The sequence below is a fragment of the Planococcus sp. 11815 genome (assembly GCF_051096385.1).
Taxonomy (GTDB): Bacteria; Bacillota; Bacilli; order Bacillales_A; family Planococcaceae; genus Planococcus; species Planococcus citreus.
Map to the genome: position 1 here is coordinate 221,002 of NZ_CP096991.1, position 25,485 is coordinate 246,486.

At 50.8% G+C, this 25,485-nt stretch carries 29 protein-coding genes and 2 riboswitches; of the genes, 25 read left to right on the forward strand and 4 right to left on the reverse strand.

What is annotated here, in order from left to right; all coding sequences use genetic code 11:
• Positions 1 to 3 precede the first annotated feature (3 nt).
• The 22 genes from fliG (at position 4) to M1Q06_RS01315 (ending at position 18,267) form a co-directional block, all read left to right on the forward strand.
• Positions 4 to 1,020: a flagellar motor switch protein FliG gene (gene fliG, locus M1Q06_RS01210; RefSeq protein ID WP_121300692.1), complete on the forward strand. Its 1,017-nt coding sequence runs from the start codon at positions 4 to 6 to the stop codon at positions 1,018 to 1,020.
• Positions 1,013 to 1,801, forward strand: a complete 789-nt coding sequence (locus tag M1Q06_RS01215) for a FliH/SctL family protein (protein WP_434401059.1) — start codon at positions 1,013 to 1,015, stop codon at positions 1,799 to 1,801. Before fliG ends, M1Q06_RS01215 begins: the two co-directional genes overlap by 8 nt.
• Positions 1,785 to 3,107, forward strand: coding sequence for a flagellar protein export ATPase FliI (gene fliI / locus M1Q06_RS01220; RefSeq protein ID WP_121300982.1), 1,323 nt, complete (start codon positions 1,785 to 1,787; stop codon positions 3,105 to 3,107). The genes M1Q06_RS01215 and fliI overlap by 17 nt, the downstream gene beginning before the upstream one ends.
• Positions 3,104 to 3,565, forward strand: coding sequence for a flagellar export protein FliJ (gene fliJ, locus M1Q06_RS01225; RefSeq protein WP_434401061.1), 462 nt, complete (start codon positions 3,104 to 3,106; stop codon positions 3,563 to 3,565). The genes fliI and fliJ overlap by 4 nt, the downstream gene beginning before the upstream one ends.
• Positions 3,562 to 4,854: a flagellar hook-length control protein FliK gene (locus M1Q06_RS01230; RefSeq protein ID WP_434401062.1), complete on the forward strand. Its 1,293-nt coding sequence runs from the start codon at positions 3,562 to 3,564 to the stop codon at positions 4,852 to 4,854. Before fliJ ends, M1Q06_RS01230 begins: the two co-directional genes overlap by 4 nt.
• 17 nt (positions 4,855 to 4,871) lie before the next feature.
• On the forward strand, positions 4,872 to 5,330 hold the full coding sequence (locus M1Q06_RS01235; protein WP_434401063.1) for a flagellar hook capping FlgD N-terminal domain-containing protein: 459 nt from the start codon (positions 4,872 to 4,874) through the stop codon (positions 5,328 to 5,330).
• Positions 5,331 to 5,361: 31 nt separating this feature from the next.
• Positions 5,362 to 6,129, forward strand: coding sequence for a flagellar basal-body rod protein FlgF (flgF, locus tag M1Q06_RS01240; protein WP_434401065.1), 768 nt, complete (start codon positions 5,362 to 5,364; stop codon positions 6,127 to 6,129).
• A gap of 28 nt (positions 6,130 to 6,157) precedes the next feature.
• Positions 6,158 to 6,373, forward strand: coding sequence for a flagellar FlbD family protein (locus tag M1Q06_RS01245; RefSeq protein ID WP_434401066.1), 216 nt, complete (start codon positions 6,158 to 6,160; stop codon positions 6,371 to 6,373).
• 11 nt (positions 6,374 to 6,384) lie between these two features.
• Positions 6,385 to 7,329: a flagellar motor switch protein FliM gene (gene fliM / locus M1Q06_RS01250; RefSeq protein ID WP_434401067.1), complete on the forward strand. Its 945-nt coding sequence runs from the start codon at positions 6,385 to 6,387 to the stop codon at positions 7,327 to 7,329.
• Positions 7,319 to 8,365, forward strand: a complete 1,047-nt coding sequence (gene fliN / locus M1Q06_RS01255) for a flagellar motor switch protein FliN (RefSeq protein WP_434401068.1) — start codon at positions 7,319 to 7,321, stop codon at positions 8,363 to 8,365. Before fliM ends, fliN begins: the two co-directional genes overlap by 11 nt.
• Before the next feature lie 25 nt (positions 8,366 to 8,390).
• On the forward strand, positions 8,391 to 8,999 hold the full coding sequence (locus tag M1Q06_RS01260; protein ID WP_434401070.1) for a flagellar biosynthetic protein FliO: 609 nt from the start codon (positions 8,391 to 8,393) through the stop codon (positions 8,997 to 8,999).
• Complete coding sequence (gene fliP / locus M1Q06_RS01265) at positions 8,996 to 9,679, forward strand: flagellar type III secretion system pore protein FliP (RefSeq protein ID WP_058382070.1); 684 nt, start codon at positions 8,996 to 8,998, stop codon at positions 9,677 to 9,679. Before M1Q06_RS01260 ends, fliP begins: the two co-directional genes overlap by 4 nt.
• Before the next feature lie 17 nt (positions 9,680 to 9,696).
• Entirely contained in the window at positions 9,697 to 9,966 is a 270-nt protein-coding gene (fliQ, locus tag M1Q06_RS01270) for a flagellar biosynthesis protein FliQ (RefSeq protein WP_058382069.1), read from the forward strand.
• 6 nt (positions 9,967 to 9,972) lie between these two features.
• A complete protein-coding gene (gene fliR / locus M1Q06_RS01275; RefSeq protein WP_434401073.1) occupies positions 9,973 to 10,749 on the forward strand; it encodes a flagellar biosynthetic protein FliR in 777 nt (258 codons plus the stop codon).
• A gap of 1 nt (position 10,750) precedes the next feature.
• Entirely contained in the window at positions 10,751 to 11,842 is a 1,092-nt protein-coding gene (gene flhB, locus M1Q06_RS01280) for a flagellar biosynthesis protein FlhB (protein WP_434401075.1), read from the forward strand.
• A 391-nt stretch (positions 11,843 to 12,233) separates the two neighbouring features.
• Positions 12,234 to 14,273 carry a flagellar biosynthesis protein FlhA gene (flhA, locus tag M1Q06_RS01285; protein ID WP_404335995.1) on the forward strand — a complete coding sequence of 680 codons (2,040 nt, stop codon included), beginning with the start codon at positions 12,234 to 12,236 and terminating at the stop codon, positions 14,271 to 14,273.
• Entirely contained in the window at positions 14,270 to 15,370 is a 1,101-nt protein-coding gene (flhF, locus tag M1Q06_RS01290; protein WP_404335997.1) for a flagellar biosynthesis protein FlhF, read from the forward strand. Before flhA ends, flhF begins: the two co-directional genes overlap by 4 nt.
• Entirely contained in the window at positions 15,363 to 16,220 is an 858-nt protein-coding gene (locus M1Q06_RS01295) for a MinD/ParA family protein (RefSeq protein ID WP_404335999.1), read from the forward strand. The genes flhF and M1Q06_RS01295 overlap by 8 nt, the downstream gene beginning before the upstream one ends.
• A 27-nt stretch (positions 16,221 to 16,247) precedes the next feature.
• Positions 16,248 to 17,006 carry a FliA/WhiG family RNA polymerase sigma factor gene (locus M1Q06_RS01300; RefSeq protein ID WP_404336001.1) on the forward strand — a complete coding sequence of 253 codons (759 nt, stop codon included), beginning with the start codon at positions 16,248 to 16,250 and terminating at the stop codon, positions 17,004 to 17,006.
• Positions 17,007 to 17,027: 21 nt separating this feature from the next.
• Entirely contained in the window at positions 17,028 to 17,441 is a 414-nt protein-coding gene (locus M1Q06_RS01305; RefSeq protein ID WP_101189247.1) for a DUF6115 domain-containing protein, read from the forward strand.
• Positions 17,442 to 17,454: 13 nt separating this feature from the next.
• Positions 17,455 to 17,889 (forward strand): YaaR family protein, encoded by a 435-nt coding sequence (locus M1Q06_RS01310; RefSeq protein WP_434401078.1) that lies wholly within the window; start codon positions 17,455 to 17,457, stop codon positions 17,887 to 17,889.
• A 27-nt stretch (positions 17,890 to 17,916) separates the two neighbouring features.
• A complete protein-coding gene (locus M1Q06_RS01315; RefSeq protein ID WP_101189249.1) occupies positions 17,917 to 18,267 on the forward strand; it encodes a PilZ domain-containing protein in 351 nt (116 codons plus the stop codon).
• A 111-nt stretch (positions 18,268 to 18,378) separates the two neighbouring features.
• Here the strand turns inward: M1Q06_RS01315 and M1Q06_RS01320 are convergent, their stop codons facing one another.
• Genes M1Q06_RS01320 through mtnW form a run of 4 tightly spaced genes read right to left on the reverse strand, consistent with a single transcriptional unit; the run spans position 18,379 to position 21,430 of the window.
• Entirely contained in the window at positions 18,379 to 18,912 is a 534-nt protein-coding gene (locus M1Q06_RS01320) for a 1,2-dihydroxy-3-keto-5-methylthiopentene dioxygenase (protein ID WP_434401081.1), read from the reverse strand.
• 21 nt (positions 18,913 to 18,933) lie between these two features.
• Entirely contained in the window at positions 18,934 to 19,548 is a 615-nt protein-coding gene (locus tag M1Q06_RS01325) for a methylthioribulose 1-phosphate dehydratase (protein ID WP_101189251.1), read from the reverse strand.
• Entirely contained in the window at positions 19,545 to 20,210 is a 666-nt protein-coding gene (locus M1Q06_RS01330) for a 2-hydroxy-3-keto-5-methylthiopentenyl-1-phosphate phosphatase (RefSeq protein WP_101189252.1), read from the reverse strand. Before M1Q06_RS01330 ends, M1Q06_RS01325 begins: the two co-directional genes overlap by 4 nt.
• Positions 20,207 to 21,430 (reverse strand): 2,3-diketo-5-methylthiopentyl-1-phosphate enolase, encoded by a 1,224-nt coding sequence (gene mtnW, locus M1Q06_RS01335; protein ID WP_434401084.1) that lies wholly within the window; start codon positions 21,428 to 21,430, stop codon positions 20,207 to 20,209. The genes M1Q06_RS01330 and mtnW overlap by 4 nt, the downstream gene beginning before the upstream one ends.
• Before the next feature lie 70 nt (positions 21,431 to 21,500).
• Positions 21,501 to 21,613, reverse strand: a riboswitch (SAM riboswitch).
• Positions 21,614 to 21,920: 307 nt separating this feature from the next.
• Positions 21,921 to 22,074, forward strand: a riboswitch (SAM riboswitch).
• Between the two features lie 79 nt (positions 22,075 to 22,153).
• Between mtnW and mtnK the strand changes: the two genes are divergently transcribed.
• The 3 genes from mtnK to M1Q06_RS01350 are packed head-to-tail and all read left to right on the forward strand — an operon-like array spanning position 22,154 to position 25,481.
• Positions 22,154 to 23,344: an S-methyl-5-thioribose kinase gene (mtnK, locus tag M1Q06_RS01340; protein WP_434401086.1), complete on the forward strand. Its 1,191-nt coding sequence runs from the start codon at positions 22,154 to 22,156 to the stop codon at positions 23,342 to 23,344.
• Entirely contained in the window at positions 23,341 to 24,402 is a 1,062-nt protein-coding gene (gene mtnA, locus M1Q06_RS01345) for an S-methyl-5-thioribose-1-phosphate isomerase (protein ID WP_434401088.1), read from the forward strand. Before mtnK ends, mtnA begins: the two co-directional genes overlap by 4 nt.
• Positions 24,399 to 25,481, forward strand: coding sequence for a sugar ABC transporter substrate-binding protein (locus M1Q06_RS01350; RefSeq protein WP_434401089.1), 1,083 nt, complete (start codon positions 24,399 to 24,401; stop codon positions 25,479 to 25,481). Before mtnA ends, M1Q06_RS01350 begins: the two co-directional genes overlap by 4 nt.
• The last annotated feature ends 4 nt before the right edge of the window (positions 25,482 to 25,485 follow it).

The following is a 25,485-nucleotide window of genomic DNA, read 5'->3' on the forward strand; positions in this document are numbered from 1 at the left end:
TGAATGGTAGAACGCATTAAAGAATTGACGGGAATCCAAAAAGTCGCCGTATTGCTTGTAGGTATGGGTCCTGACGTTTCCGTCGAAGTATTCAAGCGCTTATCTGAAAGGGAAATCGACCAATTGACGATGGAAATTTCCAATGTGCGCCAATTGAAGAACAGCCAGACAGAAAAAGTGATCAACGAATTTTATGAAATGGTCCTGGCGCAGGATTATATGAACGAAGGCGGGCTCAGCTACGCGCGGGAAGTTCTCGAAAAAGCGCTCGGCAAAGAAAAGGCCATCGACACGATCGGCCGCCTGTCAAATCGGCTTCAAGTCAAGCCGTTCAATTTCGCGAGGCGCTTGGATCCGGCCCGGCTTGTGACCGTGTTGCAGAACGAACAGGCACAGACGATTGCATTGGTGTTGTCTTATCTTGATCCAAAGCAATCTTCGCAAATCCTCTCGCAGTTGCCGGTTGAGCAGCGGGCGGAAGTAGCAAAACGAATTGCGTTAATGGAAAGTACGTCACCCGATGTTATCCAGCAAGTGGAACAAATTTTGGAGCGGAAACTATCTTCTGTGAACGGTGTCCAGGATTACGCAGTGACCGGTGGGGTGGAAGCGATTGTCCGCGTCCTCAACCAAGTCGACCGGAGTACAGAAAAAGCCATTTTGTCTGAACTTGAAAGCGGCAGCCCAGAGCTTGTCGCGGAAATCAAAAAACTTATGTTTGTCTTCGAAGACCTGGTTAAATTGGACGTGCGTTCAATCCAGCGGGTTATTCGCGAAGTGAGCGATGTGGAATTAAGCCTGGCATTGAAGGCAGCAAGTGATGAAGTTAAGGAAAGCATATTTAGAAACATGTCTTCAAGACGCTCAGAACTGATTAGAGAAGAGATAGAAGTGATGGGGCCTGTGAAACTGAAGGATGTGGAAAATGCGCAGACTGAAATCGTAGCGCTGATCCGCAAGCTTGAAGAAGAAGGCGAAATCACCGTTTCCCGGGAAGAGGGAGATGAACTGATTGTCTAATATCATCCGCAGCACCGAACAAAGCGGCACAAAAATCATCGGATTACGCAAAGTGGAAACCCGCCGGCCGTTCGAAGCTCAAGCGGATTCAGACGTCGAACAGCACGGTGTACGTTTAAAAGAAGAAGTCAGCGGTTTGGAGCAGCAATTGGACACGCTGAGAAAACAATTGGCCGAAGAACAGCAACAAGCATACGCAGAAATGGCCGAATGGCGTGAAACTCAACAGCAGCAAGCGCTAGAACAAGCGGAGCAACAGGGGCAAGCTGCCGCGGAAGCTGGATTTCAAGAAGGCTTCACTCAAGGGCTCGCTCAAGCCGAAGCGGATTTTCTCCAAAAGCGCGAGCTGATGGAAAGCTTGATCGCTGCGGCTTACGAAGAACAGCGCCGCATCATCCGGGAATCGGAACCGTTCTTGCTATCGCTCAGCACCGAAATCGCGCGGAAAATCATCCGCAACGAATTGGTGCAAGACGATGTGCAGCTCTTGTCGATCATCCGCCACGCGCTTCGGCAAGCGGACGATACGGAAGAAGTCGCCATCCATGTGGCACTCGAAGACTATCCGGCAATGCTGCCGTTTGAAGACGAGCTGAAAAGCTATATCCGGGCAGGCGCAGAACTCAAACTGATGCCAGTCGCAGGGCAAACGCCTTCGGGGTGTACGATTCATACGAAAAACGGTTCGTTTGATGCGACACTCGATAGCCAACTGAACGAAATCAAAAAGCAATTGCTCGTTTATTGTGAGGAGAAATCCAATGATGAAGCTGATAGATAGCGAATATTTGACGCTGCTGGAAGAAATCGAGCCGGTGAGAAAACACGGAAAAGTCGTCCAAGTGATTGGCTTGACCATTGAAGCACAAGGCCCAAACGCCAAGCTCGGCGAGTTGTGCTTACTTTATCCAAGCCGTTTTGACCCGCCGATTGAAGCGGAAGTCGTCGGCTTCAAGGAAAACAAAATCATGCTCATGCCATTGCGCGATTTGGCGCAAGTCGGTCCAGGCTGCCTCGTCGTGGCAACAGGCGTACCATTGCAGATCCGTGTCGGCCCAGCCATTCTTGGAAAAATCCTCGATGGCACGGGTAAGCCATTGGATGACAATAAATTGCCGAAAGGCTTGAAGAAATATTCTACGACCAACACGCCGCCGAACCCGCTGAAAAGGCCGCGCATCGACAAACCCTTAGAAGTGGGCGTGCGTGCGATCGACGGTTTGCTGACGGTCGGGCAAGGCCAGCGCATCGGCGTGTTCGCGGGAAGCGGCGTCGGAAAAAGTACGCTCATGGGCATGATCGCCCGCAACACCGAAGCCGATGTCAACGTCATCGCGCTGATTGGCGAGCGTGGCCGGGAAGTGCGTGACTTTATCGAACGCGATCTCGGGCCGGAAGGATTGAAAAACTCGGTCGTCGTCGCTGCCACCTCTGATCAGACACCGATGCAACGCATCAAAGGCGCTTTGACGGCTACGGCGATAGCGGAGTATTTCCGCGACCAGGGGAAAAACGTCATGTTGATGATGGATTCCGTGACCCGTTTTGCCATGGCGCAGCGCGAAGTGGGGCTGGCGGTCGGTGAACCGCCGACCAGCAAAGGCTATACGCCGAGCGTCTTCGCGTTATTGCCGCGCTTACTCGAGCGCTCCGGCACCTCGTCGAAAGGATCGATTACGGCATTCTACACCGTCTTGGTCGATGGCGATGATATGAACGAACCGATCGCTGATGCGGTGCGCGGAATCTTGGACGGCCACATCGTTTTGGACCGCAAATTGGCGCAAAAAGGGCAATTCCCCGCGATCAATATCATGGCCAGCGTGAGCCGCATCATGAATGAAGTGACGACGCGCGACCATCAAAGAGCGGCGACTGAATTGAAGCGATTGCTCGCAGCTCACGATTCCGCAGAAGACTTGATCAATATCGGGGCCTATAAAAGCGGCGCCAATAAAGAAATCGATGAAGCGATCCGCGCATACCCGTTAATACGGAATTACCTACAGCAAGATATATACGAGAAGGCCGAATTGGCGGAAAGCGTCGACCGGCTCGCACAACAATTTGGAGGTGCTGAAACGTGACACGATTCAATTTCCGATTCCAGAAAATTCTCGACCTGAAAGAAAACGAAACGCAGCTGGCACAAGTGGAGATGGCCGAAGCACTAAAAAAAGAGCAGGCCGTCCGTGAACAAAGTGAAGCGCTGCACAGCAAGATCGCCCAGGCGGAAGAAATGAAAAAAGCCAAAGAGCAAAAAGGCATCCCGATCTCCGAGCTGCGCATGCTAGAAGAATATATCCACCAGCTTTATGAGCAATCGTCCATGGCGAACCGCGAAGTTGCGACGCACGAACGCATTGTCTCGAGAAGCCAAGATGCCTTAAAAGAAAAAGCGCGTGAAGAAAAAACCTGGGGCAATTTAAAAGAGCAAAACTATGCTGCCCACCAGAAAGAACACCAAGCGGTCGAGCAGAACTTTTTCGATGACCTGGCCGGCAGCCGCTATTACCGCCTCGGCAGAACCGGTGACGCACAGTGAACGCGCTGGTGTCTGCGTTAACCAGCCGGCCCGCTGTATCAGCAGGTGCAGTGAAAACGCCGGCAAGCAATGAGCCCGCAGGACAGTTTGGGCAATTGCTCGTGGCGCTATCGGGAGAACCGGCGCAGTCGATAGCGGAGCCTGAAATCGCATCAGAAGAATTGCCGATGAAAGAACTCACCGCGCTCCTCGAACAATTATCGGGCATGCCTAAAGAGCAATTGACCGAAGAGCAGCAAGCTTTGCAATATGCGGTGTTCCAATTGCTCGCAGATGCGAACGGGGAACAGTTGCAGCAAGCCATCGAAGCCTTTAGTTCCGACGTAGAGGTGCAGGGTGAATTGGCTGCACTGGTAAAACAAATAAAATCCTTATTGCTGACTGCTAAAGAATTCGCACAACCCGCGGGATTTTCGGGGGTCGCGGAAAAAGAAATTGCCTCAGCCGAAGCGGCGCCGGAAGAAGCGCTGCGTCCGCTCCTCGAGTTGGCTGCGCAGCTGAAAGAAGAAACGCTTCCTTCAGAAAAGCTGCTGTTATTGAAAGAACTCACGCCGATTAAAACGGAAGCGCGCTTGCCATTTGCACAGATGCCTGCCGCATGGCTGCACGCGCTGTCGAAGGACAGCACTCAAGCTAACAGTGCGGTTGAACAGCAAGCGCCTGACACGCAAGCTGCGAAAGCGGTGCCTGTAGAAGGTGAAGTGGTTCCAAAAGCGGAAGCGGTTCAGCCCGCAGCTCCTGTGAAGACAGAAGGACAGACGCAGGCCGCCATGATTCCGGCAGCAATTGCTGATCAAAAGCCAGTGGATGTCCCGGTTCGACAAGTGCCGGTGCAGAAGCTTTCAGAAACACTCGCAGAATGGATCAGTTCACCCGCTCGCTTGAGCGCCGGTGGAAATGAAACGCGCTTGCGCATCAATATTTTTCCTGAGCACCTCGGCCATCTGGAGATTTTGGTGAGTACGGCAGGCGGCAAAGTCAGCGCGCAAATCATCGCGAGCCACGGCGCAGCAAAAGAAGCAGTCGAGTTTCAATTAAATCAATTGCGCATGTCACTGTCTCAACAAGGTGTGGAGATCGATCGCTTGGAAGTGCGGGAAGAGCGCAGTTCATCCGAATTCCAACAGCACGAACGGCAGCGGGAATCGCCTTTCGCAGATGCGTCTGGAAATAGCGCTAGCCGGGGTAGCGGAAGCGGCGGAGAAGCCATTTCGGATGATGCCGAGATAGCGCCGAAGCGCCAGCGTGAAGCTGTTTCAATGAATGGCCAAGTGGATTACAGCGTTTAACAAAGGGGACTGATTGGATGAATATCACCACAGCAACGACGGCGGCGAATCAGCCGGCGTCAGCTGCAGAAAAAACAAAGCCGGATGCACTCGGGCAAGATGCTTTCCTGAAAATCCTGATTGCCCAGTTGAAATACCAGGATCCGATGGAACCGCAAAAAGATGCAGAATTCATTGGGCAGATGGCACAGTTCAGCAGCCTCGAGCAGTTGACGCAATTGAATAAGACGATGACAGGCTACGCTGGAGAAGGCGGAAGCGCATCTCTTGCGGGTTCTGCTCATTTGCTTGGGACCGAAATCAGCTGGTCGGCCAATGAACAAGCGGGAACCGGCATTGTCAAAGCAGTCACGATGAAGAACGGCGAGATCATGGTCGAGCTGGAAGGCGAAGAAACGAAGATTCCATTGTCTGCCATTGAACGGATCGAACAGCAAGGCGAAATCAAAAACGAACAGGCGGCCGAGCAAGCCTAAACTTGCAGCCAGCTGAAAGGGGAAATGAAAAATGTTGCGTTCTATGTACTCAGGTGTAGCAGGCATGAAAAACTTCCAGGTGAAATTGGATGTGATCGGTAATAATATCTCCAACGTCAACACAATCGGTTTCAAGAAAAGTTCGATCCAGTTCCAAGATTTGCTTAGCCAGACAGTATCAACGAGCGGTGCCAATCCAATGCAAGTCGGTCTAGGATCTAGCGCAGCTTCTCTCAATGTTAATCATAATCCGGGGTCTGCCATTTCAACTGGAGTATCGACGGATTTAACGATCATGGGCGATGGGTTTTTCATTGTTCAATCACCGGAAGATGAAAACGAACGTTATTTAACACGGGCTGGCAGCTTTACCTTGGATTCGGAAGGATATTTAATAACGGCTCAAGGCTATAATGTGCTAGATACAGATGGAGAGGCCGTGCAAATTACTCCTCAAGGTAGCAATTTCAGTATTGATAGACTGGGGAATATTATGCAAGAAGGCGCAGAAAATGCGATTCAAATTGGTATGTTTTCAGTGGACAACCCGACTAGTCTCGAAAAAGTCGGCGGCTCGATGTACAAACTCGGTAACCAAGAGGCTATTGAGAACGATGCTATTTCAGATGCAGGAGCTATCAATTCCCAAATCGGGTCCGGCCTTCTTGAAATGTCCAACGTTGACCTTACGGAAGAGTTCACGGAAATGATTATCGCGCAGCGCGGTTTCCAGGCGAATTCACGGACCATCACCACTTCCGATGAACTGCTTCAGGAAGTCGTGAACTTGAAACGATGATAAATCCAGCCGAACGGAGTGATGCGGAATGATTCGCTTAACAAGGCTGAACCGTTCTGAAATTGTCTTGAATGCGGTTTATATTGAACGCATTGAAGCCATGCCGGACACGGTTGTTACACTTACTACAGGAAGAAAAGTACATGTGTTGGAGCCGGTACAGACAGTGATTGACTTGGTCTCAGCTTATTACCGCGACATCAACATTCTGCCGAAATTGCACGATGCACCCATGGAAGAGTAAGGAGAGTCAGTATGGAAACAAATTTTTCAGGCCTCAACACAGAAGCCTCGAGCAGCAAAAAAATTCATACCTATGATTTCAAGAAGGCCTTGCGTTTTTCACAAGACCAGATTCGGACACTATCCCGCATCCATGAGAATTTTGCGCGTCTGTTGACTTCCTATTTTTCGACACAATTGCGCACCTATGTGCAAATTACCGCTGAAAAAGTCGAGCAAGTAGCCTACACAGATTTCCTCGAGAATATTGAGAAAAAATCGATTCTCGGCGTATTTGAAGCGCCTCCGCTCAACGGCAGCATGGTGATGAAGTTTTCGCCGGAAGTGGCATACGTCATGTTCGACCGCTTGCTCGGCGGTCAAGGAAATGTGGTGCAAAAGCCGAGTGATTTGACCGAAATCGAAATCAGTGTCATCAACCGGATCTTTGCCCAGTCTCTGGGTTGCTTTCAGGAAGCTTGGACATCGGTTATTGAGCTAACACCCGAATTAAAGGAAGTGGAAGTGAATCCGCAATTCTTGCCGATGGCTTCGCCGAATGAAACGGTCATTATCGTTAAATTACAGGCGAAGATTGGCGAAACGGAAGGCGAGATTCAGTTATGCCTGCCGCATTTGGTGCTAGAACAGGTCTTGCCGAAATTATCTGCACGCCATTGGCTGGCAAGCCAGAAAAAAGCGGTCGAGCATGAGGAAGTGGAAGTGCTCGAAAGGCGACTCCACGCAACGAAGATGGACGTAGCGGCAGTGCTGGGTGAAGTAGCAATCGATATCAAGGATTTCCTGGACCTGAAGAAAGGCGATATTCTTCGCTTAGATGAATCAATTGATGCGCCGGTAAAACTGTATATCGATCAGAAACAGAAATTCCTCGCACAGCCGGGAATTTCAAAAGGCCGCTTGGCGGTACAAATTACAGGCTTGTGTGTGGAAGGGGAAGTTTGCGATGAAGGATGAGCGCCTATCGCCTGAAGAGATGAAAGGGCTGCTGAATAAAACAGACAACACGGTCCCAGAGGAAACTTTGGGGAGCCACGAACTTAGCGTACTGAAAGAGTTGTTCTGTACAGCGTTCGGCGGCACTGCTGCACTTCGCGACCCACTGTTTCCGGAAACGGCAGCCATTCAAGGGCCGGTTTGGAGCGTAAAGAGCAAGGATGAGCTGTTTGCTGAAACCGAGACGCCGGTCTACGTCGCGCTCGGTGAATATAGCGGCTTGTTGAAAATGCCGCAGATCGTCACGCTCGACCAAGCAGAGGCGGATGCGGTGGCTTCGGAGCTGTCAGGTGAAACGGACAGCGACAAGCTGTTCGCGGCAGTCCAGGATATGCTCATGCGCCTGTTCGGGTCATCAGCGGCAGCTTTGTCGATGGTGAGCGGCCAAGAGATCGGCTATTCCTTATCGGGCATGGACATTCTGGAGGCAGGTCAGAAGTTTCCGTTCACTCATTTCACGAAAGAGCAATGGTTTGCTGAAGCGCTGTTTACGCTGACTGTCGGCGACCGCCAAAATGTAGCGTTCCGCATGTATTTGCCAGCCGGGCCGTGCCGAGAATTGGCCGAAGAGCTGGCAGGCTGCGAGCAAGCGGAAGAAACGAAGGAGACACAGGATATGTCATCAAATGAACAGCAACAACCAGAAAAAACTTCACAGCCGGCGGATGCTAACGGGCCGAACGTCCAGTCCGTCCAATTCTCGAGCTTTGATGAGATCGCCGCTGAACAATCGGCGCCGAACAACCTCGACATGCTCTTGGACATTCCGTTGCAAGTGACGGTGGAACTTGGCCGTACGAAGCGGATGGTCAAGGAAATCCTCGAGATGTCGCAAGGGTCGATTGTCGAACTCGACAAACTGGCAGGAGAGCCAGTGGACATCCTTATTAACAACAAACTGATAGCTGTCGGCGAAGTGGTCGTCATCGACGAAAACTTCGGCGTGCGGGTGACTGATATTTTAAGTACGGCAGAGCGCATTTCCAAATTGCGTTGATGCAAGGCGAAGGAGTACGGCAAGTGTGAATTACAGACAATGGATTTTACTACTCATAACGCTCGCTGCCCTTTGGCTTGCTGCACCGGCAATGGCGTCTGCGGATACGGGAAATGTAGCCGATTGGCTGAAAGAAGACCCGGCAAGCGAAACGGAACCGGCAGAAGCGGAAGCGGTGCCGGAGATTGAAGAGAAAAGTTTCGCTGCGATCATCGGGCAATTGATTTTCTATACCTTGCTAATCGCCGGATTGATTTACGGGCTCATCAAATTTTTGGCCATGCGCCAAAAAGGGGTGCAGTCGCAGCGTGCGGTCCAGTTGATGGACGGCTCGCCGCTCGGCCAGAACAAATCACTGCAGCTGGTCAAAGTCGGAGGCCAATTTTACTTGATTGGCGTGGGCAACGAAGTGACGCTCATCAAGGAATTTTCGGGAGAAGCCGAGATTGCCGCTTTAGAACAAGACTTGGATCAACAGCGTCCAGCTGCATCCGCGTTGTTCGGCAACGGCGGCAAAGCGAAAGCGCCGTTCACGAATTTCGAGCAATACTTCGCCCGCAGTTTGGACAAGCAAAAAGAACGGCGCTTGTCTTTCGGCGAAAAGCGCACGGATGACGGGGAGGACCAGCGATGATCCCAGAATTATTATTGGCCATTCCCGGCATCTCACTCGATAATACCGATCCCGGAGATGTTTCGACGACTTTGCAATTATTATTGATGCTAACTGTGTTGTCGCTCGCACCGGGCATCCTGATCATGATGACGAGTTTCACGCGCATCATCATCGTCTTGAGTTTCGTGAGGACAGGGCTCGGGACGCAATCGATGCCGCCGAACCAGGTGCTGGTCGGATTGGCTTTATTTTTAACCTTTTTCATCATGGCGCCGGTTGCGACGGAAATGAATGATACCGCGCTCCAGCCGTATTTGGACGAAGAACTGAACCAGGAAGAAGCGCTCGATGCCGCCATCTTGCCGATCAAGGAATTCATGGCGCAGCATACACGTGAAAAAGATTTGGCGTTGTTCTTCAAATACGCCGAACTGGAAAAGCCGGACGGCATCGAAGGCATTCCATTGACTTCGCTGATCCCGGCATTCGCGCTCAGTGAATTGAAGACCGCCTTCCAGATCGGCTTCGTCATTTTCATCCCATTTTTGATTATTGATATGGTCGTCGCATCGACTTTGATGGCGATGGGGATGATGATGCTGCCGCCGGTCATGATTTCACTGCCTTTTAAAATCTTATTGTTCGTCCTGGTGGATGGATGGTACTTAATCATCGAATCGCTGCTTGTCAGCTTTTAGCGAGAGGAAGAATTTATTTGACGCCGGATATGGTCATCAAACTAGCAGAACAATCCATTTACCTCATCATTCTCATATCAGCACCGCTATTGCTCATCGCACTGGGAGTGGGGCTATTGGTCAGCGTATTCCAGGCCATGACCCAAATCCAGGAGCAAACTCTGGCATTCATCCCGAAAATACTGGCGGTTTTCCTGTCGCTGGTCATTTTCGGCCCCTGGATGCTGACGATGCTCCTGGATTATACGCGCGATTTGTTCGAGCAGCTTCCACGGTTTATCGGATAAGCGCCGATGAATGATGTTCTTAATCTGCTGCCGTTCTTCCTGCTCGTGCTCATCCGCCTTACCGCTTTTTTTTTGATTGCGCCGCTGTTTGCGATGAGGGGCGTGCCCAATCAATTCAAAATCGGCATCGCCGCTTTTCTCGCGCTGACGGCGACCACCGCTTGGGCTCCGGAAACGGCATTGGTGCTCGATGGCAGCTACACTTTGCTGATTTTCAAGGAATTGGCGGTCGGTTTGGCGCTTGGCTTTACGGCCGCGTTGCTGCTTTATGCGGTACAGATCGCCGGAGCGTTCATCGATTTCCAGATGGGCTTTGCAATCGCCAATGTCTTGGATCCGCAGACGGGTGCTCAAGTGCCGATCATCGGGCAATTCAAATACACGCTCGCGCTGTTGTTCCTCTTGACCGTCAACGGCCATCATATGATGCTCGACGGCGTGATGCAGAGCTTGCGCGCGCTGCCGGCAGAAGAGTTTTTATCGGTCGGTGCGGAATCCATCGCGCGTTTTATGACCGATTTGTTTATCGAAATGTTCATCATCGCCTTCCAAATTTCCTTGCCGATCGTTGCGTCATTGTTTTTGATCGACGTGGCACTTGGAATTCTGACGAAAGCCGTACCGCAATTGAACATCTTTGCGGTCGGCTTGCCGCTAAAGATTTTCGTCGGCTTTGTGCTGCTACTTTTGACGATGACCGTATTCTTTTATTTGCTGCAGGTCCTCTTTGAAAAAATGATGGTCAGCATGGGTGAATTAATCAGCTTATTGGGAGGCGTATAGGATGAAACGCTATCCATTGAACCTGGACCTGCAGTTTTTTGCCGGCGAAAAGACCGAAAAGGCAACGCCCCAAAAGCGCCAGGAATCACGAAAAAAAGGCCAAGTCGCCAAAAGCCAGGAAGTAGCGGCCGCACTTATCATGCTCGGCGGCATCCTCGTCCTGAGTTTTCTCGGAGAGTGGATGCTCGACCAATTGCTTGCCATTTACCGCATCAATTATATCCAATACATCAGTTGGGATATCACGCCAGACACGATCCGGCTCATGTTCGAACAACTGGCCATGGATGCGTTCTTGGTCATTGTGCCGATTATGCTGGTCGGGGTGGTCTTCGGATTTCTCGGAAATTACATGCAGGTCGGACCGTTGTTTACGGCAGAACCGTTGAAAGCGAAGCTCGAGCGGCTCGATCCGATCAAAGGCGCCAAACGGATTTTCTCGGTTCGTGCGCTTGTGGAACTGGCCAAATCATTGATGAAGATTGCGATTGTCGGTGGCGCGGCGTTTGGCGTCTTGTGGTTCGGGCAGGAAGAGATTTTCTCGCTGTCGCGGCAAAGCCTGCGCGACTCCCTAAGCCTTGTTGGCGGCCTCGTCTTCCAGATGGGCATGGTTGCGGCACTGATTTTACTGTCTTTATCAACGCTCGACTATATGTACCAGAAATACGAGTTCGAAAAAGGCATCCGGATGTCCAAGCAAGACATTAAAGACGAATACAAAAAAGCGGAAGGCGACCCGTTGATCAAGCAAAAGATCAAGGAAAAGCAACGCCAAATGAGCATGAACCGCATGATCCAGGATTTGCCGAATGCTGACGTCGTCATCACCAACCCGACCCATTACGCGATCGCCATCCAATACGACGCCGAAACGATGGAAGCGCCGAAAGTCATTGCGATGGGGAAAGATTTTACGGCGCTCAAAATCAAAGAAAAAGCGAAAGAGCTCGGCATCGTGACAATGGAAAACAAGCCACTCGCCCGCTCGCTCTACGCACAAGTATCGATCGGCGATTCCGTGCCCGAAGAATTATTCCTAGCCGTCGCCGAAGTTCTCGCCTATATCTACGCTTTGAAGGGCAAGCTTTCATAACGTATATATAAACTGAACTGAATGAAGTAAGAACAGTTCAAAAGCGCTGAATGAGTTCATAGCCTTCTATAGTATTAAGAACTGGATTTCTTCATGAAGTGTCCAATATAAGTAAGAGCTCAAAGTGTTTGGAGAAGCGTCCGCTCGTAAAACCTTCTGCTCAATAATGCTGCGCATTACTTCGCAAAGATAAGGTCTCACGTAGTTCGACTTTATCTTTCCTGTGGATTAGCGGGTTTGAGAGACCCCGCAGGAACGCAGTGACGAGGAGGCTCGATTCCCGCCCCACGGAAAGCGAGCGGTAAGCTTCGGAAAACACGCTTTCCCAGGAATATCCGGAATTAACTTCAACATACATAGCAAACCGCAACACGAAAGAGGAGGAAGCAGTTTGAAATTCAGAGATTATGCGATATTGGTATCGGTGATCATGATAGTCATCATGATGGTTATCCCGCTGCCGCCGCTGTTATTGGATATTTTAATCATGATCAATATCAGCTTGGCGCTGACCATCATCCTGGTGGCGATGAACACGCAAGAACCGTTGCAGTTCTCGATCTTTCCGACGCTCCTCCTGCTGACGACCCTATTCCGTCTCGGCTTGAACGTCTCGACAACACGCTCGATTCTGACCAATCAAACCGGCGGGCAAGTGATCGAAACATTCGGCTCGTTCGTGGTCGGCGGCAGTGCCATCATCGGGATCTTGGTGTTCTTGATTTTGGTCATCATCCAATTTCTTGTCATCACCAAAGGTTCTGAGCGGGTGGCAGAAGTCGCAGCCCGGTTCACGCTCGATTCAATGCCAGGCAAACAAATGAGCATCGATGCGGATCTAGGCGCCGGCATGATTTCTGACCGCGAAGCGAAAACGCGCCGCGAAAAAGTCGGCCAGGAAGCCGATTTCTATGGCGCGATGGACGGTGCCAGTAAATTCGTTAAAGGCGATGCCATCGCCGGCATCATCATCACCATCATCAATATCATCGGCGGTTTGATGATCGGCGTCGTCGTCCATGGCTTGCCGATCGGCGAAGCGGCGCAATTGTTTACCTTGCTATCGATCGGCGATGGGCTCGTCAGCCAAATTCCTGCGCTGTTGATTTCGACGGCGATGGGGATTGTTGTCACCCGTGCCGTATCGGACGGCAACCTCGGATCCGATATTACCCGTCAATTGTTCGCTTTCCCAAAAATGCTGTACGTCGTCGCTGGAACGCTGATGATGCTTGCAGTTTTTACACCCATCAGTCCGCTGCTAATTATGCCAGTCGCTGGCGTCATTGCCTTTAGCGCCTTTAGGATGCAAAAAACGCTCAACGACGAGGAAGCAGTCGAAAAAGACAGCGACCCGGGCGAAAAAGAAGCGGCCGATCTGAAGAGTCCGGAAAGCGTCACCGACCTGCTTCATGTTGACGCAATCGAATTCGAATTCGGCTATGGTCTTATTCCGATCGCTGATAAGAATCAGGGTGGGGATCTATTGGACCGGGTCATCATGATCCGCCGTCAATGTGCAATGGAACTTGGCATCGTGGTTCCGGTCATCCGCATCCGTGACAATATCCAATTGCAGCCGAATGAGTACGTCATTAAGATCAAAGGCAACCGGGTGGCACGCGGTGAGATCATGCTCGACCATTATCTTGCGATGAGCCCAGGTGTCGATGATGAGAATGTCTTTGGCATCGAAACAGTCGAGCCTGCGTTTGGCATGCCGGCATTATGGGTGGACGAAGACATGAAAGAAGAAGCGGAGATGGCGGGCTACGCCATCGTTGATCCGCCGTCTGTCGTCTCGACCCATTTGACGGAAGTCATCAAACGCCATGCGCATGAACTCGTCGGCCGTCAGGAAGTGAAATCGTTGATTGAAAACATCCGTGATTCCTCTCCTGCCGTCGTCGAAGAATTAATCCCGAATTTGATGAGCATCGGCGAAGTCCAGAAAGTGCTCATGAAATTATTGAAGGAAAAAGTATCGATCCGCAATTTGCTGCTGGTGCTGGAGACTTTGGCAGACTATGCCCCGCAGACAAAAGACGCCGATCTATTGACGGAATATGTGCGCCAGGCACTCGCAAGACAGATTACCCGCCAGTACGCGCCGGATAATGAATCACTCAAAGTGATTACCGCCGGGGCGAGCTTGGAGAAGAAATTCGCCGATTCGGTCCACCGCACCGAGCAAGGCAATTATCTATCGATCGACCCGGAATCGTCCCAGACGATTTTCCAGAAAATCACCGAACAGGCAGGGCAGCTGCAACAAAACGGCGTCCAGCCGATCCTGCTCACTTCGCCTGCCATCCGCATCTATATGCGCCAGTTCGTGGAACGCTTCGCGCCGGATCTGCCGGTGTTGTCCTATAACGAGTTGGAGCCTGAAATTGAAATCCAAAGTGTTGGAGTCGTGAATATACCATGAGATTAAAAACTTACCGAGTCGCTACGATGCCTGAAGCCATGGTGCTCATCAAAAGGGATTTGGGCAATGATGCCCTGATCCTCAATACGAAAAAAGTGAAGACCGGCGGCTTGTTCGGCTTGTTCCGAAAAGACTGCCTGGAAGTGACCGCGGCAGCCGAAACAGCGGAACAACCGGCACCAAAAGCTGTGGCACCAGTCAAAGGGCCAGCGGTGGCGGCTGAAGCGCCGGCGGCAAAGAACCAGGAAAACGATGCGCTGATGGAAGAGCTGCAAAGTTTGAAGCGGCTCATGATGCACGAAGGGCCGGAAGATCGGCTGCCTGAATCATTGCGTCCCTTGCGAAGCTTGCTGGAAAAGCAAGGTGTGGAACAAGCAGTCCAGACAGAGCTGCTCGCCAAATTGCTGCACGCATCAGAAAATGAAGCGCCGGTGCAGGAGGCGTTCCATGCGGAGCTCATCCGCTTTATTGAACAGCATCAACAGGCCATCAAAAATGAATCGCCTTCGATTGCCTGCTTTATCGGGCCAACAGGTGTCGGCAAAACGACAACGATCGCGAAAGTGGCAGCTGAGCAATTGCTGGAACATAAACGCACCGTCGGTTTGATCACCGCCGATACGTATCGTATTGCAGCCGTGGCGCAATTGAAAACTTACGGCGAAATCCTGGATGTGCCGGTCGAAGTGGTCGAATCGCGTGAACAACTGGCCGGAGCACTTGATGCCTTAAAAGACTGCGACGTCATTTTGATCGATACCGCAGGGCGCAACTACCAGCAGGCCGAATACATTGAAGATTTACAGAAGCTGCTGCCGGAAACGCAGCATATCCATACGACCTTGGTGCTGAGCTTGACGGCGAAATACGAAGACATGGTCCAGATCATTGGCAATTTCGAATCGTTGTCGATCGATGAACTGTTATTGACGAAAAAAGATGAAACGGCTTCTGCCGGAGTTATCCTCAATTTATTGCACCGCTACCGGATCCCGCTTCGCCGTATCGCGACCGGCCAAAACGTACCGGATGATTTGGTTGCGGCAACGCCTGGGCGCATCGCTGATTACATCGCAGGGGAGCTGCGCCATGCGTGACCAGGCCGTTCAATTAAGGGAGAAGATGTCCCGCAAGAACACGAAGCCCAGCATCCGCAATACGCGTGTACTGGCCGTGACAAGCGGCAAAGGCGGCGTCGGCAAATCGAATTTTACGTTGAATTTTGCGCTTGCGTTGATTGAACAAGGGAAATCGGTGCTGATCATCGACGTCGACTTGGGATTCGCCAATATCGATATCTTGTTCGGCCATGCGCCGCGCGAAACGATCGCCGGCATGCTCGACAAGCAATTGGCGATCGAAGACGTGATTGAGCACGGCCCGCTCGGTTTGCAATTGATTGCCGGCGGGCAAGGGTTTTCGGGATTGTTTGAACTCGATAGTGAAAAAATGAAGCGATTTATGGAACAGCTCGGAAGCCTGCAAGGAAAAGTGGATTTTGTGCTGCTTGATACGGGAGCGGGATTGTCGGAGAACAATATGCGTTTTCTGCTCGCGGCCGATGAAGTGCTTTTGGTCACGACGCCTGAACCGACCTCGGTCACCGATGCCTATTCGGTCGTCAAGATGATGCACGCCAAAGACTCGGACCTGGCCATCCGGCTCGTTGTCAATCAATGCACCGACGGCAAAGAAGGGCGGCAGACAGCCGAAAACTTCGCGGAAGTTGCACAGCGCTTCCTGGATAAAGACATCCGGACGCTCGGTATCTTGCCATCAGATCTCCATGTGCCACAAGCGGTGAAAAAGCAGGAGCCGTTTCTGTTGGCGCATCCGAGCAGTTCGGCGAGCAAAGCGATGCGCACGCTCGCAGCGGCGTATCTGGAGTTGCCGTCGCCGTTCAAGATCGGGCTTCGTGGATTCGTCATGAAATTATTCTTCAAATAAAGGCATAGCGGAAGTGGGGTGGACAGCTTGGTAAATCAGAAATTGTCGAATACAGAACTAGCGCAATGGGGCAACTGGCAGCAGAACAGGGACCAGGATGCCGGCGATTATTTAGTCGCGAAGTATTTGCCCTTGGTGGATTATGTGATTCAACGCTTTCTTATCAGCCTGCCGAAAACCGTCGACAAAGACGAAGTCCGAAGCTACGCCTATGAAGGCTTGCTGGACGCACTCGATAAATTCAAGCCGGAGAAAGACTGGAAGTTCGAAACCTATGCCGCTTGGCGGATCAAAGGCGCAATCATCGATGGCCTCCGGAAAAGCGACTGGCTGCCGCGTTCCTTGCGGGACAAAGTGAAAAAAATCGAAAAAGCATACGCCGAACTGGAACAACAGAAAGGCGAAAGTGCCAGTGACCAAGAAGTGAGCGAGTACTTGGGGATGACCCCGGCAGAATTGAACCGCGCCGTCTCAGAAGCTGCCTTATCGGCAATGCTGTCGATGGATGATGACCAGTCGAATTTGGAAGAGCGCATGCCGCGCGCCACTATCGGTTCGCCGGAACGCGAGCTGGCTGGACAGATGACCAAAGAGGCGTTGGCCAAAGCCATTGCCACATTGCCGGAAAAAGAGAAATTGACGGTTTCTTTATGTTATTTTGAAGAAATGAAGCTGACTGAAATCGCAGAGATTCTCGGGCTCAGCGTTTCCAGAGTGTCGCAATTGCATTCAAAAGCGATGCTCCGGTTGCACGCAGCGATGCTATCGGTCCATGAACATTATTAATTGAAGGAAAGCAGGGAGCAGATGATAGCACTGTTGATAGTGGTCAGCACTTTATTGTTATTGCTGAACGTCAAACTGATAATGTCGAGAAAGCTGATGATCGAGCAGGAGTCCGATCGGCTGGAAGCGGCTATGGCGGAATTTATCACAGCCGTCGAACAGGAAAACGATGCCTTATACGACAAATTGATGGATCGGCTGGAGCAAACGGAAGCGAAAATGGCGCAGTTAGAAAAAATGGAAGACCCAGCGCAAGAGCCGAAAAGCGCAGTTCGTTCTGCCGATAAGCCTCCAGTTGAAACAAGCCGGCGCGAGAAAGTCCGTCAGCTGACGAAACAAGGCTTCTCGGCTGCCCATATCGCGAAGCTTCTGGAATTGCCGATCGGCGAAGCGGAAGTCGCCGTCCAATTAGAAAAGAAAAGACAGATTCGATAGGTGGGACATGGAGATGCGCATTGATGCAGCAAGGCCTAGGCCTTCAGAACAACCCAATACGGCAATTGCTAAACCGCCAGGCGGTGCATTTGCAGAGGCCATGAAGCAGTCCCGGACCGAACTCCGGCGAGATGCGCTCACGCCCTTATTCGCGAATGTCGAACAGCGCGGAAAACGCCTGGCTGAACACAGGACTTTGGAAAACTTGGTTGCGTATAAACAATCCATCAAGCAATTCCTTAATGAATCGCTCCGCCATGGGCTCCAGCTAAGCGACCAGACTGCGTCTGGTTTCGGTGACGGGGCGCCGCCTCATCAAATTGTGAAAATCATTGATGAAAAAGTGATTGCGCTTCAGGATCAATTATTAGATAATGAAGTGGAATATATTGGCATACTGGAAACGGTAGGGGAAATAAAAGGCTTGCTGCTCAATTTGTATATGTAACAAGCTTGGGGGAAAGGGAGAAACGATGTGAGCGACAACCGTAGGGAATTTTTTCGCGTGTCTTTTGTCCGCGCGATCAGCGGCAAGGTAGGGGTATCTGAGAAAGAAGAGGTTCTTGTAGATATTTCCAGCCTGAGTGCCGGAGGGCTTGTGTTCGAAGCCTATCTTGATTTCGCGTTGTATGAACAGGTAATCTGTAGCTTTGAATTGTTGGGTGAACCTTTTCAACTGGAAGGAAAAATCATCCGAAAAATAGCTAAAGAGCATAATTTCGAATACGCTGTGCAATTCAATGCCGGACAGCATTCTGTATCGAAACTATTTCAGCAATTGAATACATACCAGATCCGCAAACGAAAAAGCGTATTGAACGATTGAAAATCTCCGTTTTCACTGAATTTTAATCTCCGCAATACCAACAAAATGTTAAGAAAAAGCATAAAAGGCATGCCCCCGTTAACAGGAGGCATGTCTTTTTCGGTTGTTTCTTTAGTTTTTGACGGTTTCGTCCTCGTAGACCGGAACCCATCCTTCCGTGGTGACAAAGATGCGCACGGCGACGACTTTGCGGTCTTCGGCGAGCGTGAAATAATGTGTGATGTTTTCCGGTACGGAAATCAAGTCGCCCGGAGTCAGGTGGACTTCGAAAAAGCGCTCGTCTTTGCCTTGGATGATGAAGACGCCGTGGCCGCTGACGATATAGCGAACTTCATCGTCTGTGTGGATATGCTTGCGTTGGAAGTTTTTCAAAAGCTCGTCCAATTTCGGGTTCGAGTCGGACAAAGATATGACGTCTGCCGCTTTGTAGCCGCGGCGCGCCGAGATGTCATCAATTTCTGAACGGAATGCTTCAAGGATCTGTTCTTTTTCCTCGTCGCTCAAGTCGAATTTCTCGCGCAATGGCTCCGGCAATTTATGGATATCCCAATGCTCGTAGACGACTTCCTGGCTTTCGAGAAATTCGGCAACCTCTTGCTGGGCTTCGATTGTTTCTTCTGTTCCTTGAATTTTAATGATGGCCATGATGAATCTTCCTCTCTTGTTTTAGGATTTGAATTGGCGGAGCGCCAGTTGATATTGAAATAAAAATTCGCTCGCTTCAAGCAGTTTTTTCGCTTCAAAAGCATCTTTCCCCCACACGGTGATGCCGTGGTTACGGATCAGGACGGCGCCTTTATCGGCGTTGACGAAGTTTTGGAATTCATTTGCGAGCCTTGGAATGTCGGCGTAGTTCGGAATGATCGGGATCGTTAGCTTGGCGTCTTGTTCCCATAAGCCGAAAGCTTTGATCAGTTCCTGTCCTTGAAATTGGATGAACCCGCCATCCCCATAGAGCTCGGAGATGACGTTGTTTGCAATGGTATGGACATGCAAACTGCAGCCGGCTGACGTTTCTGAATAAATGGCTTGGTGCAGCAATGTTTCGGCTGAAGGCTTAAGATTGCTATCTTGTGTCGGCTGCCCGTTTTTGTCGACGAGCAGGAAATCTTCGGCTGTTTCTTTGTATTTGTCTTTGCCGCTGGCAGTGACAAGAAATTCGAGCGGCTCATCTGATACTTTGATCGCCAAATTGCCGCTCGTACCCATAAACCAGTCGCGCGCAGCGAGCGATCGCTTCACTTCGGCAAGTTCTTGCCAGCGGGTTTCGTAAGCACTCATGAAATCACCCCTAGCTTGGCGTCGAGAATATCCGTCACGTCGTGGAAGCTTTTGAAGGCTTCATATGCAATGCCGAGCTCCTCGCATTTGTCGATCAGAAAATCCCTGGCGATGACGAGGTCTGCTTGCTTGGCGGCTTGCAGGTCGGTAATCGAATCACCGATGACGATGCTCGTCGATTGCTCCGACATGATGCGACGCATGACGGATGGTTTGCAGCAGCCACAGCCTTGACTGTCACACTGTTCGTCGCAGCCGTGTGGGAAACGGATATGGATCTTGTCATTCGAGAAATCCGCTTCGTTACAATAAATTCCAGCGAATGGACCGTATGGCTCGAGCAATGGATAGACGAAAAAGTCGATGCCTCCGCTGACGATATAGAGCGGGATGTCGTGGCGTTTCGTGTAGGCGACAAAATCGGCGAAGCCTTCACGGATTTCCGCTTGGTCGAGCGTGTAGGCGATGATTTGTTGTTTGGCGGAAGAAGGCAGCAAGGAAAACATTTGCTGGACGCCTTCACGTATGGAAATGCGCTGATCAAGAATTTGATCTTTTATCGGCGACCAACCCGGCGGATCAAACTGTTTCATAATGGCGATCAAATTATCGCGGGAAGTCACCGTTCCGTCGAAGTCGCAAAATATTACCGGTTTGTTCATACGGTCTCACCCCATAATGCTAAAGCTTTTTGTAATTCTTCTTGGTGTTTGGCGGCTTCTGTTAAAGGCTGTCCTTGAAGGGCGGCGTCGATCGCTTGGCGGAATGCTTTTCCGCCGGCAGCAGCGCCGTCCGGATGGCCATGGACGCCGCCTCCGGCATTGATGATGCTGTCGATGCCGTAGTCTTCCAAAAGCAAGGGCACGAGTGCCGGGTGGATGCCGGCAGATGGCACCGGGAAGCTGCGATTTAATGGACTGTTGCTGACTAGTTCGCGCCCGAGCTGCAATGCCGTTTGTTTCTCGAGTGCCACACTGCCGTAAGGGGATGGGAATAAGCTAAAGTCGGCTCCGGCTAGTCGTGTCAGTTTGCCAAGTGCCAGCGCCGTGGAAACGCCGTAAAAATCAGATGACGTGTAGGCGCCGCTGAATGCGGGATGTGCCATCAGCGGGAGTGCCACTTCTTCGTCTTCAGCTAGTTCCTGCAAGACGTCGAATCCGTAGGCATGGACATTGAACAATAAAGCATCCGCCCCGAGTTCACTTGCCCGCCGCGCCTTGTCGCGCAAGCTCGACGTCCGTCCGGATAAATTGACGGCATAGAGCGTGCGATGGCCGGTTTCTGCGTACACTTCGTCCAACACACGACGTGCTGCTAGGATGCGCTTGTCAAACGGCGTCAGCGGGTTGTCGAATAAAATCTCATCGTCTTTCACCAAATCGACGCCGCCGAGTGCCTGTTGACGGAGTTGATCTGATAAATAATCGAGGTCACGTCCGATGACGCCTTTAAAAATGCTCATGGCGAGCGGGCGCCCCGTGACGCCAAGCGTGTCGCGAATGCCGTCAATGCCAAAACGCGGGCCTGGGAACTGGCGGAGCAAGGATTCCTCAAAATCCAAATCAAGTAATTTGATCTCGCCATCGAGCGACAGCTTGCCAAAAACGGTCGTCAGGATGGCTGGCAGATCCGCTGAGAAATTGGCCGCCGGGTAATGGATTTTCAAATGGGCTTGGATGACTCCGTGCTTAGTGGGATGGGTGACGTGCGAGAATTCTTCGACCGACACGACGCGCCCTTTATGCTGTTGCAATTGCTGCTGCTCGAGCAATGGCAAATCGGTCCACGATCCAACCGTCAAACCGAGTGCAATGGCTTCTGCTTTTTTTTCGAATGAACCGGCTTTGCCGAATAATTGATATGTTGCGATAACACCGCTCATGAATAACCCTCCTGCTTAGTGGACATAAAAAAACCTCTTCACAAATAAGAAGAGGTTAAGAATTAACGCCTTCTTATTTCTCAGCCGCTCAATAAGTTGGCTGCAAGAATTAGCACCGTGTCCATGATTGGACCGGTTGCCGGGCTTCGTAGGGCTTGTCCCTCCACCTGCTCTGAATAAGAATAGATTATGAAATTGTTAGTGTTGCAAAGTAATTCTGATTATTTCATGGCAAACGGTATCTGTCAACGGAGAAAATCAAAAATATCTGAAAAATATCCACTTGCCAATTCACGGCGACCAGTCACTAGAGAATGGCATGCCCAAAATATTTGAGAAAAACGCCGAGGTCGCTTGGCGAAATTGACAACCCGAGTAAAGAACTAGTCTTTAGCTGGAAGAATTTCATTTTTTCGAAATATTTTATTGACAATGAATTCCGAATCATGCTAGGATTCGTTTCAGAACTTCATAATGTTGCATAGTAGCACTCTTATCAAGAGCAGGCAGAGGGGAATGGCCCGATGACGCCCAGCAACCGACCGTAATGCCGTTGTGAGACGGGGCGCTTTGGCGCCGGGATTTCGATCCCTTAAGGCACGGTGCTAATTCCATCAGAAATGTACATTTCTGAAAGATAAGAGGCATGGGATCTCTTATTCTGCGCCTCTTTCTTTCGGGAAAGAGGCTTTTTATTATTCTACAGAAAAGAGGCAAATAAATATGACACTTACAGCATCATCTACATACAAAGCATTGACTGAACAAGAAGCGATTCGCTTGGCACAAGAGTTGGACGTATTTGCACCTGAAGCTGCATTGCAAAGTGAAGAAATTGGAGACGGCAACTTGAATTACGTATTCCGCATCAGTGATTCTGCTACAGGGCAAGGGCTCATCATCAAACAAGCCTTGCCTTATGCGAAAGTCGTCGGCGAAAGCTGGCCGCTGACACTTCACCGGGCGACCATTGAAGCGAATGCCTTGAAGCTGCACGGCAAGCTCGCGAAGGAACGTGTGCCGGAAGTTTATGCGACAGATGCTGCGCTTGCTGTCACTGTTATGGAAGACTTATCGCATTTGGCGATTTTACGCAACGGCCTGATCGACGGCAAGCATTACCCGAAGCTCGCGGAACATATCGGCGGCTATTTGGCGCACACTTTGTTCTACACGTCGGATTTCGGCTTGCATCCGTTCGAGAAAAAGCGGCTTGCGGCTGAGTTTTCTAATCCGGAGCTGTGCAAAATCACCGAAGATCTCATTTTCACCGATCCGTTTTTCGATCACGAAACGAATGATTTTGAAGAGCCGTTGCGTGAAGCGGCGCAAGCGATTTGGGGCAACGAGCCACTGAAATTCGAAGTAGCCAAACTGAAGCGCAGCTTTTTGACGGAAGCGGAAGCACTTTTACATGGAGATCTGCACACCGGCAGCATTTTCGTCGACCAGCATGATACGAAGGTCATCGATCCGGAATTCGCCTTCTATGGACCGATCGGTTTTGATATCGGTTTGTTTCTCGCCAATTTGATTGTCCAGGCGATTACGCGAAGCGGCGAAGAGCGCGAACTGATTTTGCATGACATCACTCGCACATGGCAAGAGTTCGAGCAGCAATTTTCAGGTTTATGGGAAAGCGATGGAATCGAAACGTATAAGACGACGGCCGGTTACCGTGAATACGCCATCGGAAAAATCTTTCACGATGCGATCGGCTTTGCTGGGTGTGAATTGATCCGCCGGACGATCGGCTTGGCGCATGTCCGCGACTTGGACGATATCGCAGACGAGGCAACACGAATCGACCGCAAGCGGCAAACCTTGAAAGCCGGGGAAACATTGATTCAAACACGCCTGAGTTATCAGTCCATCGCTGAATTGGAATCGGCAATTAAGGAGTTGAGCAAATGACCATTCCGTTATCGGTCATCTGGAAAGATGAACAACTGACCATTTTGGATCAGCGTCTGCTTCCGCAGGCCGTCCAATATGAAACTCTTGAAACGTTGGAGCAAGTGCACGAAGCGATTTTCCAGCTGAAAGTACGCGGAGCTCCGGCGATCGGCATTGCAGCAGCTTATGGCTTGGCACTCGCGGCAAGACGGCACGAGACGGCAGACATCGAATTGTTTCGTGATCACGTAAAAGAAGATGCCGCCTATCTTATTTCTTCCCGGCCGACAGCAGTCAATCTGGCATGGGCCATCGATCGATTAGTAAAACGGATCGAACAGGCGGGGACGGTGGCACAAGCAAAAGCGCAACTGATTGAAGAAGCGCAGTTGATCCGCGATGAAGACGAAGCGGCATGCCGCAATATCGGCGAACATGCACTCGAGTTACTCGTAGATAAAGAAAAAATCCTGACGATTTGTAATGCCGGATCGATTGCGACAGCCAAATATGGAACCGCACTCGCACCGTTTCATCTCGGCATAGAGCGCGGGCGTGAGTTTGAAGTATACGCATGTGAAACCCGCCCGCTGTTCCAAGGGGCGCGCTTGACCGTTTGGGAATTGCAGCAGGCAGGAGTCGACGTCACGCTCATCACCGACAGTATGGCGGCGCACACGATTGCTGCAAAAGGAATCGAAGCGATTATCGTGGGAGCAGACCGCATTACAGCCAACGGCGACACGGCTAATAAAATCGGTACGCTCAACTTGGCGATTTTAGCACATGTATATGGCATTCCTTTTTATGTAGCGGCACCGGTGTCCACATTCGACCTATCCCTTGATACAGGCAACGCCATCCCAATCGAAGAACGGGCGGCAGAAGAAGTTATTGCTACTGGCACGCAACAAAACGCACCGGACGGAACGAAAGTGTTCAATCCAGCTTTTGATGTCACACCGGCAACATATATTACAGCGATCATCACTGAACGAGGCGTCATCCGTCCAAACGATAAACAAACAATCGAGACACAGCTTTATGCGGTGCCATCAAAAGGAGAAATGATATGAAAAACAAATCAGCATGGTTCATTTTATTTGGTTTAGTGTTCGCTATCTTACTTTCAGGATGTCAGCCAAAAGGTGAGGCGACCGCAGAGGAAACGGCTCCAGACGACCAGCAAGCGGCAGCGGACCATCCACTCACAGGCAAGAAAATCGCACTCATCATGCAGCAGAATCTCGGAACTTTTTCTGCACAGTATATTGCCGGTGTAGAAGAGCAAGTGGAAAAATTCGGCGGCAGCGTGACGGTCTTTACTTCAGACGGTGACCTCGCGAAAATGGCCTCCAATCTGGATGCATCGATCAACCAAGAATTCGATGCCATTTTGATTGACCACGGAACGAAAGAAGCGTTGAATCAAGGCGTTGGACGGGCGGTGGAACAAGACATCCCAGTCGTCGCTTTTGATGCAGGTGTGGATGTCGGTGGCGTAGTGTCGCTCGAACAGGGCGATCAGTTGATGGCAGAGTTGACGCTTGAAAAATTAGCTGCAGACCACGGTGGGGAAGCGAATATCGTCAAAATCTGGACAGCCGGTTTTGCGCCGATGGAACGTCGCCAACTAGCATACGAACAGTTTCTCACTAACAATCCAGGCATTCAGGAAGTGACGGCGTTTGGTGCCGCTACACAAAACACGGCGCTCGATACACAAGCGCAGATGGAAGCGGTGTTGAAACAATACCCTGAAGAAGGCGAAATTACAGCAGTTTGGGCGGCATGGGATGAATTTGCCAAAGGGGCGGTGCGCGCTATAGAACAAGCAGGGCGCGACGATATCAAAGTATACAGCATCGATATGAGCGATGAAGATTTGCAGATGATTCAAAAAGATGGCAGCCCATGGGTCGCATCGGCTGCGGTCGATCCACAGGATATCGGTCGTATCCAAGTGCGCTATGCGTATCAATTAATCGGCGGCGAGACGCCTGAAGAAAAGGTAACACTTGAACCGATCTTTATCGATGCAGACAAACTGCCGGAGACAGCAGTGACGACAGAAGAATTAGGCGAATACATCGAAGGCTGGGGTGTGAGTGAGCAAGGATACACCGCAACGCTTGAAGAACTAGAAGGGCGCTAAAGAA

Coding starts and splice junctions, on each gene's coding strand:
- fliM (WP_434401067.1), top strand. CDS start 6,385: ATGGAAACAAATTTTTCAGGCCTCAACACAGAAGCCTCGAGCAGCAAA.
- fliP (WP_058382070.1), top strand. CDS start 8,996: ATGATCCCAGAATTATTATTGGCCATTCCCGGCATCTCACTCGATAAT.
- mtnW (WP_434401084.1), bottom strand. CDS start 21,430: ATGAGCGGTGTTATCGCAACATATCAATTATTCGGCAAAGCCGGTTCA.
- fliI (WP_121300982.1), top strand. CDS start 1,785: ATGAAGCTGATAGATAGCGAATATTTGACGCTGCTGGAAGAAATCGAG.
- fliG (WP_121300692.1), top strand. CDS start 4: ATGGTAGAACGCATTAAAGAATTGACGGGAATCCAAAAAGTCGCCGTA.
- flhB (WP_434401075.1), top strand. CDS start 10,751: ATGAAACGCTATCCATTGAACCTGGACCTGCAGTTTTTTGCCGGCGAA.
- M1Q06_RS01330 (WP_101189252.1), bottom strand. CDS start 20,210: ATGAACAAACCGGTAATATTTTGCGACTTCGACGGAACGGTGACTTCC.
- flhF (WP_404335997.1), top strand. CDS start 14,270: ATGAGATTAAAAACTTACCGAGTCGCTACGATGCCTGAAGCCATGGTG.
- M1Q06_RS01320 (WP_434401081.1), bottom strand. CDS start 18,912: ATGGCCATCATTAAAATTCAAGGAACAGAAGAAACAATCGAAGCCCAG.
- M1Q06_RS01310 (WP_434401078.1), top strand. CDS start 17,455: ATGCGCATTGATGCAGCAAGGCCTAGGCCTTCAGAACAACCCAATACG.
- M1Q06_RS01295 (WP_404335999.1), top strand. CDS start 15,363: ATGCGTGACCAGGCCGTTCAATTAAGGGAGAAGATGTCCCGCAAGAAC.
- mtnA (WP_434401088.1), top strand. CDS start 23,341: ATGACCATTCCGTTATCGGTCATCTGGAAAGATGAACAACTGACCATT.
- M1Q06_RS01325 (WP_101189251.1), bottom strand. CDS start 19,548: ATGAGTGCTTACGAAACCCGCTGGCAAGAACTTGCCGAAGTGAAGCGA.
- M1Q06_RS01245 (WP_434401066.1), top strand. CDS start 6,158: ATGATTCGCTTAACAAGGCTGAACCGTTCTGAAATTGTCTTGAATGCG.
- fliN (WP_434401068.1), top strand. CDS start 7,319: ATGAAGGATGAGCGCCTATCGCCTGAAGAGATGAAAGGGCTGCTGAAT.
- flgF (WP_434401065.1), top strand. CDS start 5,362: ATGTTGCGTTCTATGTACTCAGGTGTAGCAGGCATGAAAAACTTCCAG.
- M1Q06_RS01305 (WP_101189247.1), top strand. CDS start 17,028: ATGATAGCACTGTTGATAGTGGTCAGCACTTTATTGTTATTGCTGAAC.
- M1Q06_RS01350 (WP_434401089.1), top strand. CDS start 24,399: ATGAAAAACAAATCAGCATGGTTCATTTTATTTGGTTTAGTGTTCGCT.
- mtnK (WP_434401086.1), top strand. CDS start 22,154: ATGACACTTACAGCATCATCTACATACAAAGCATTGACTGAACAAGAA.
- M1Q06_RS01235 (WP_434401063.1), top strand. CDS start 4,872: ATGAATATCACCACAGCAACGACGGCGGCGAATCAGCCGGCGTCAGCT.
- fliR (WP_434401073.1), top strand. CDS start 9,973: ATGAATGATGTTCTTAATCTGCTGCCGTTCTTCCTGCTCGTGCTCATC.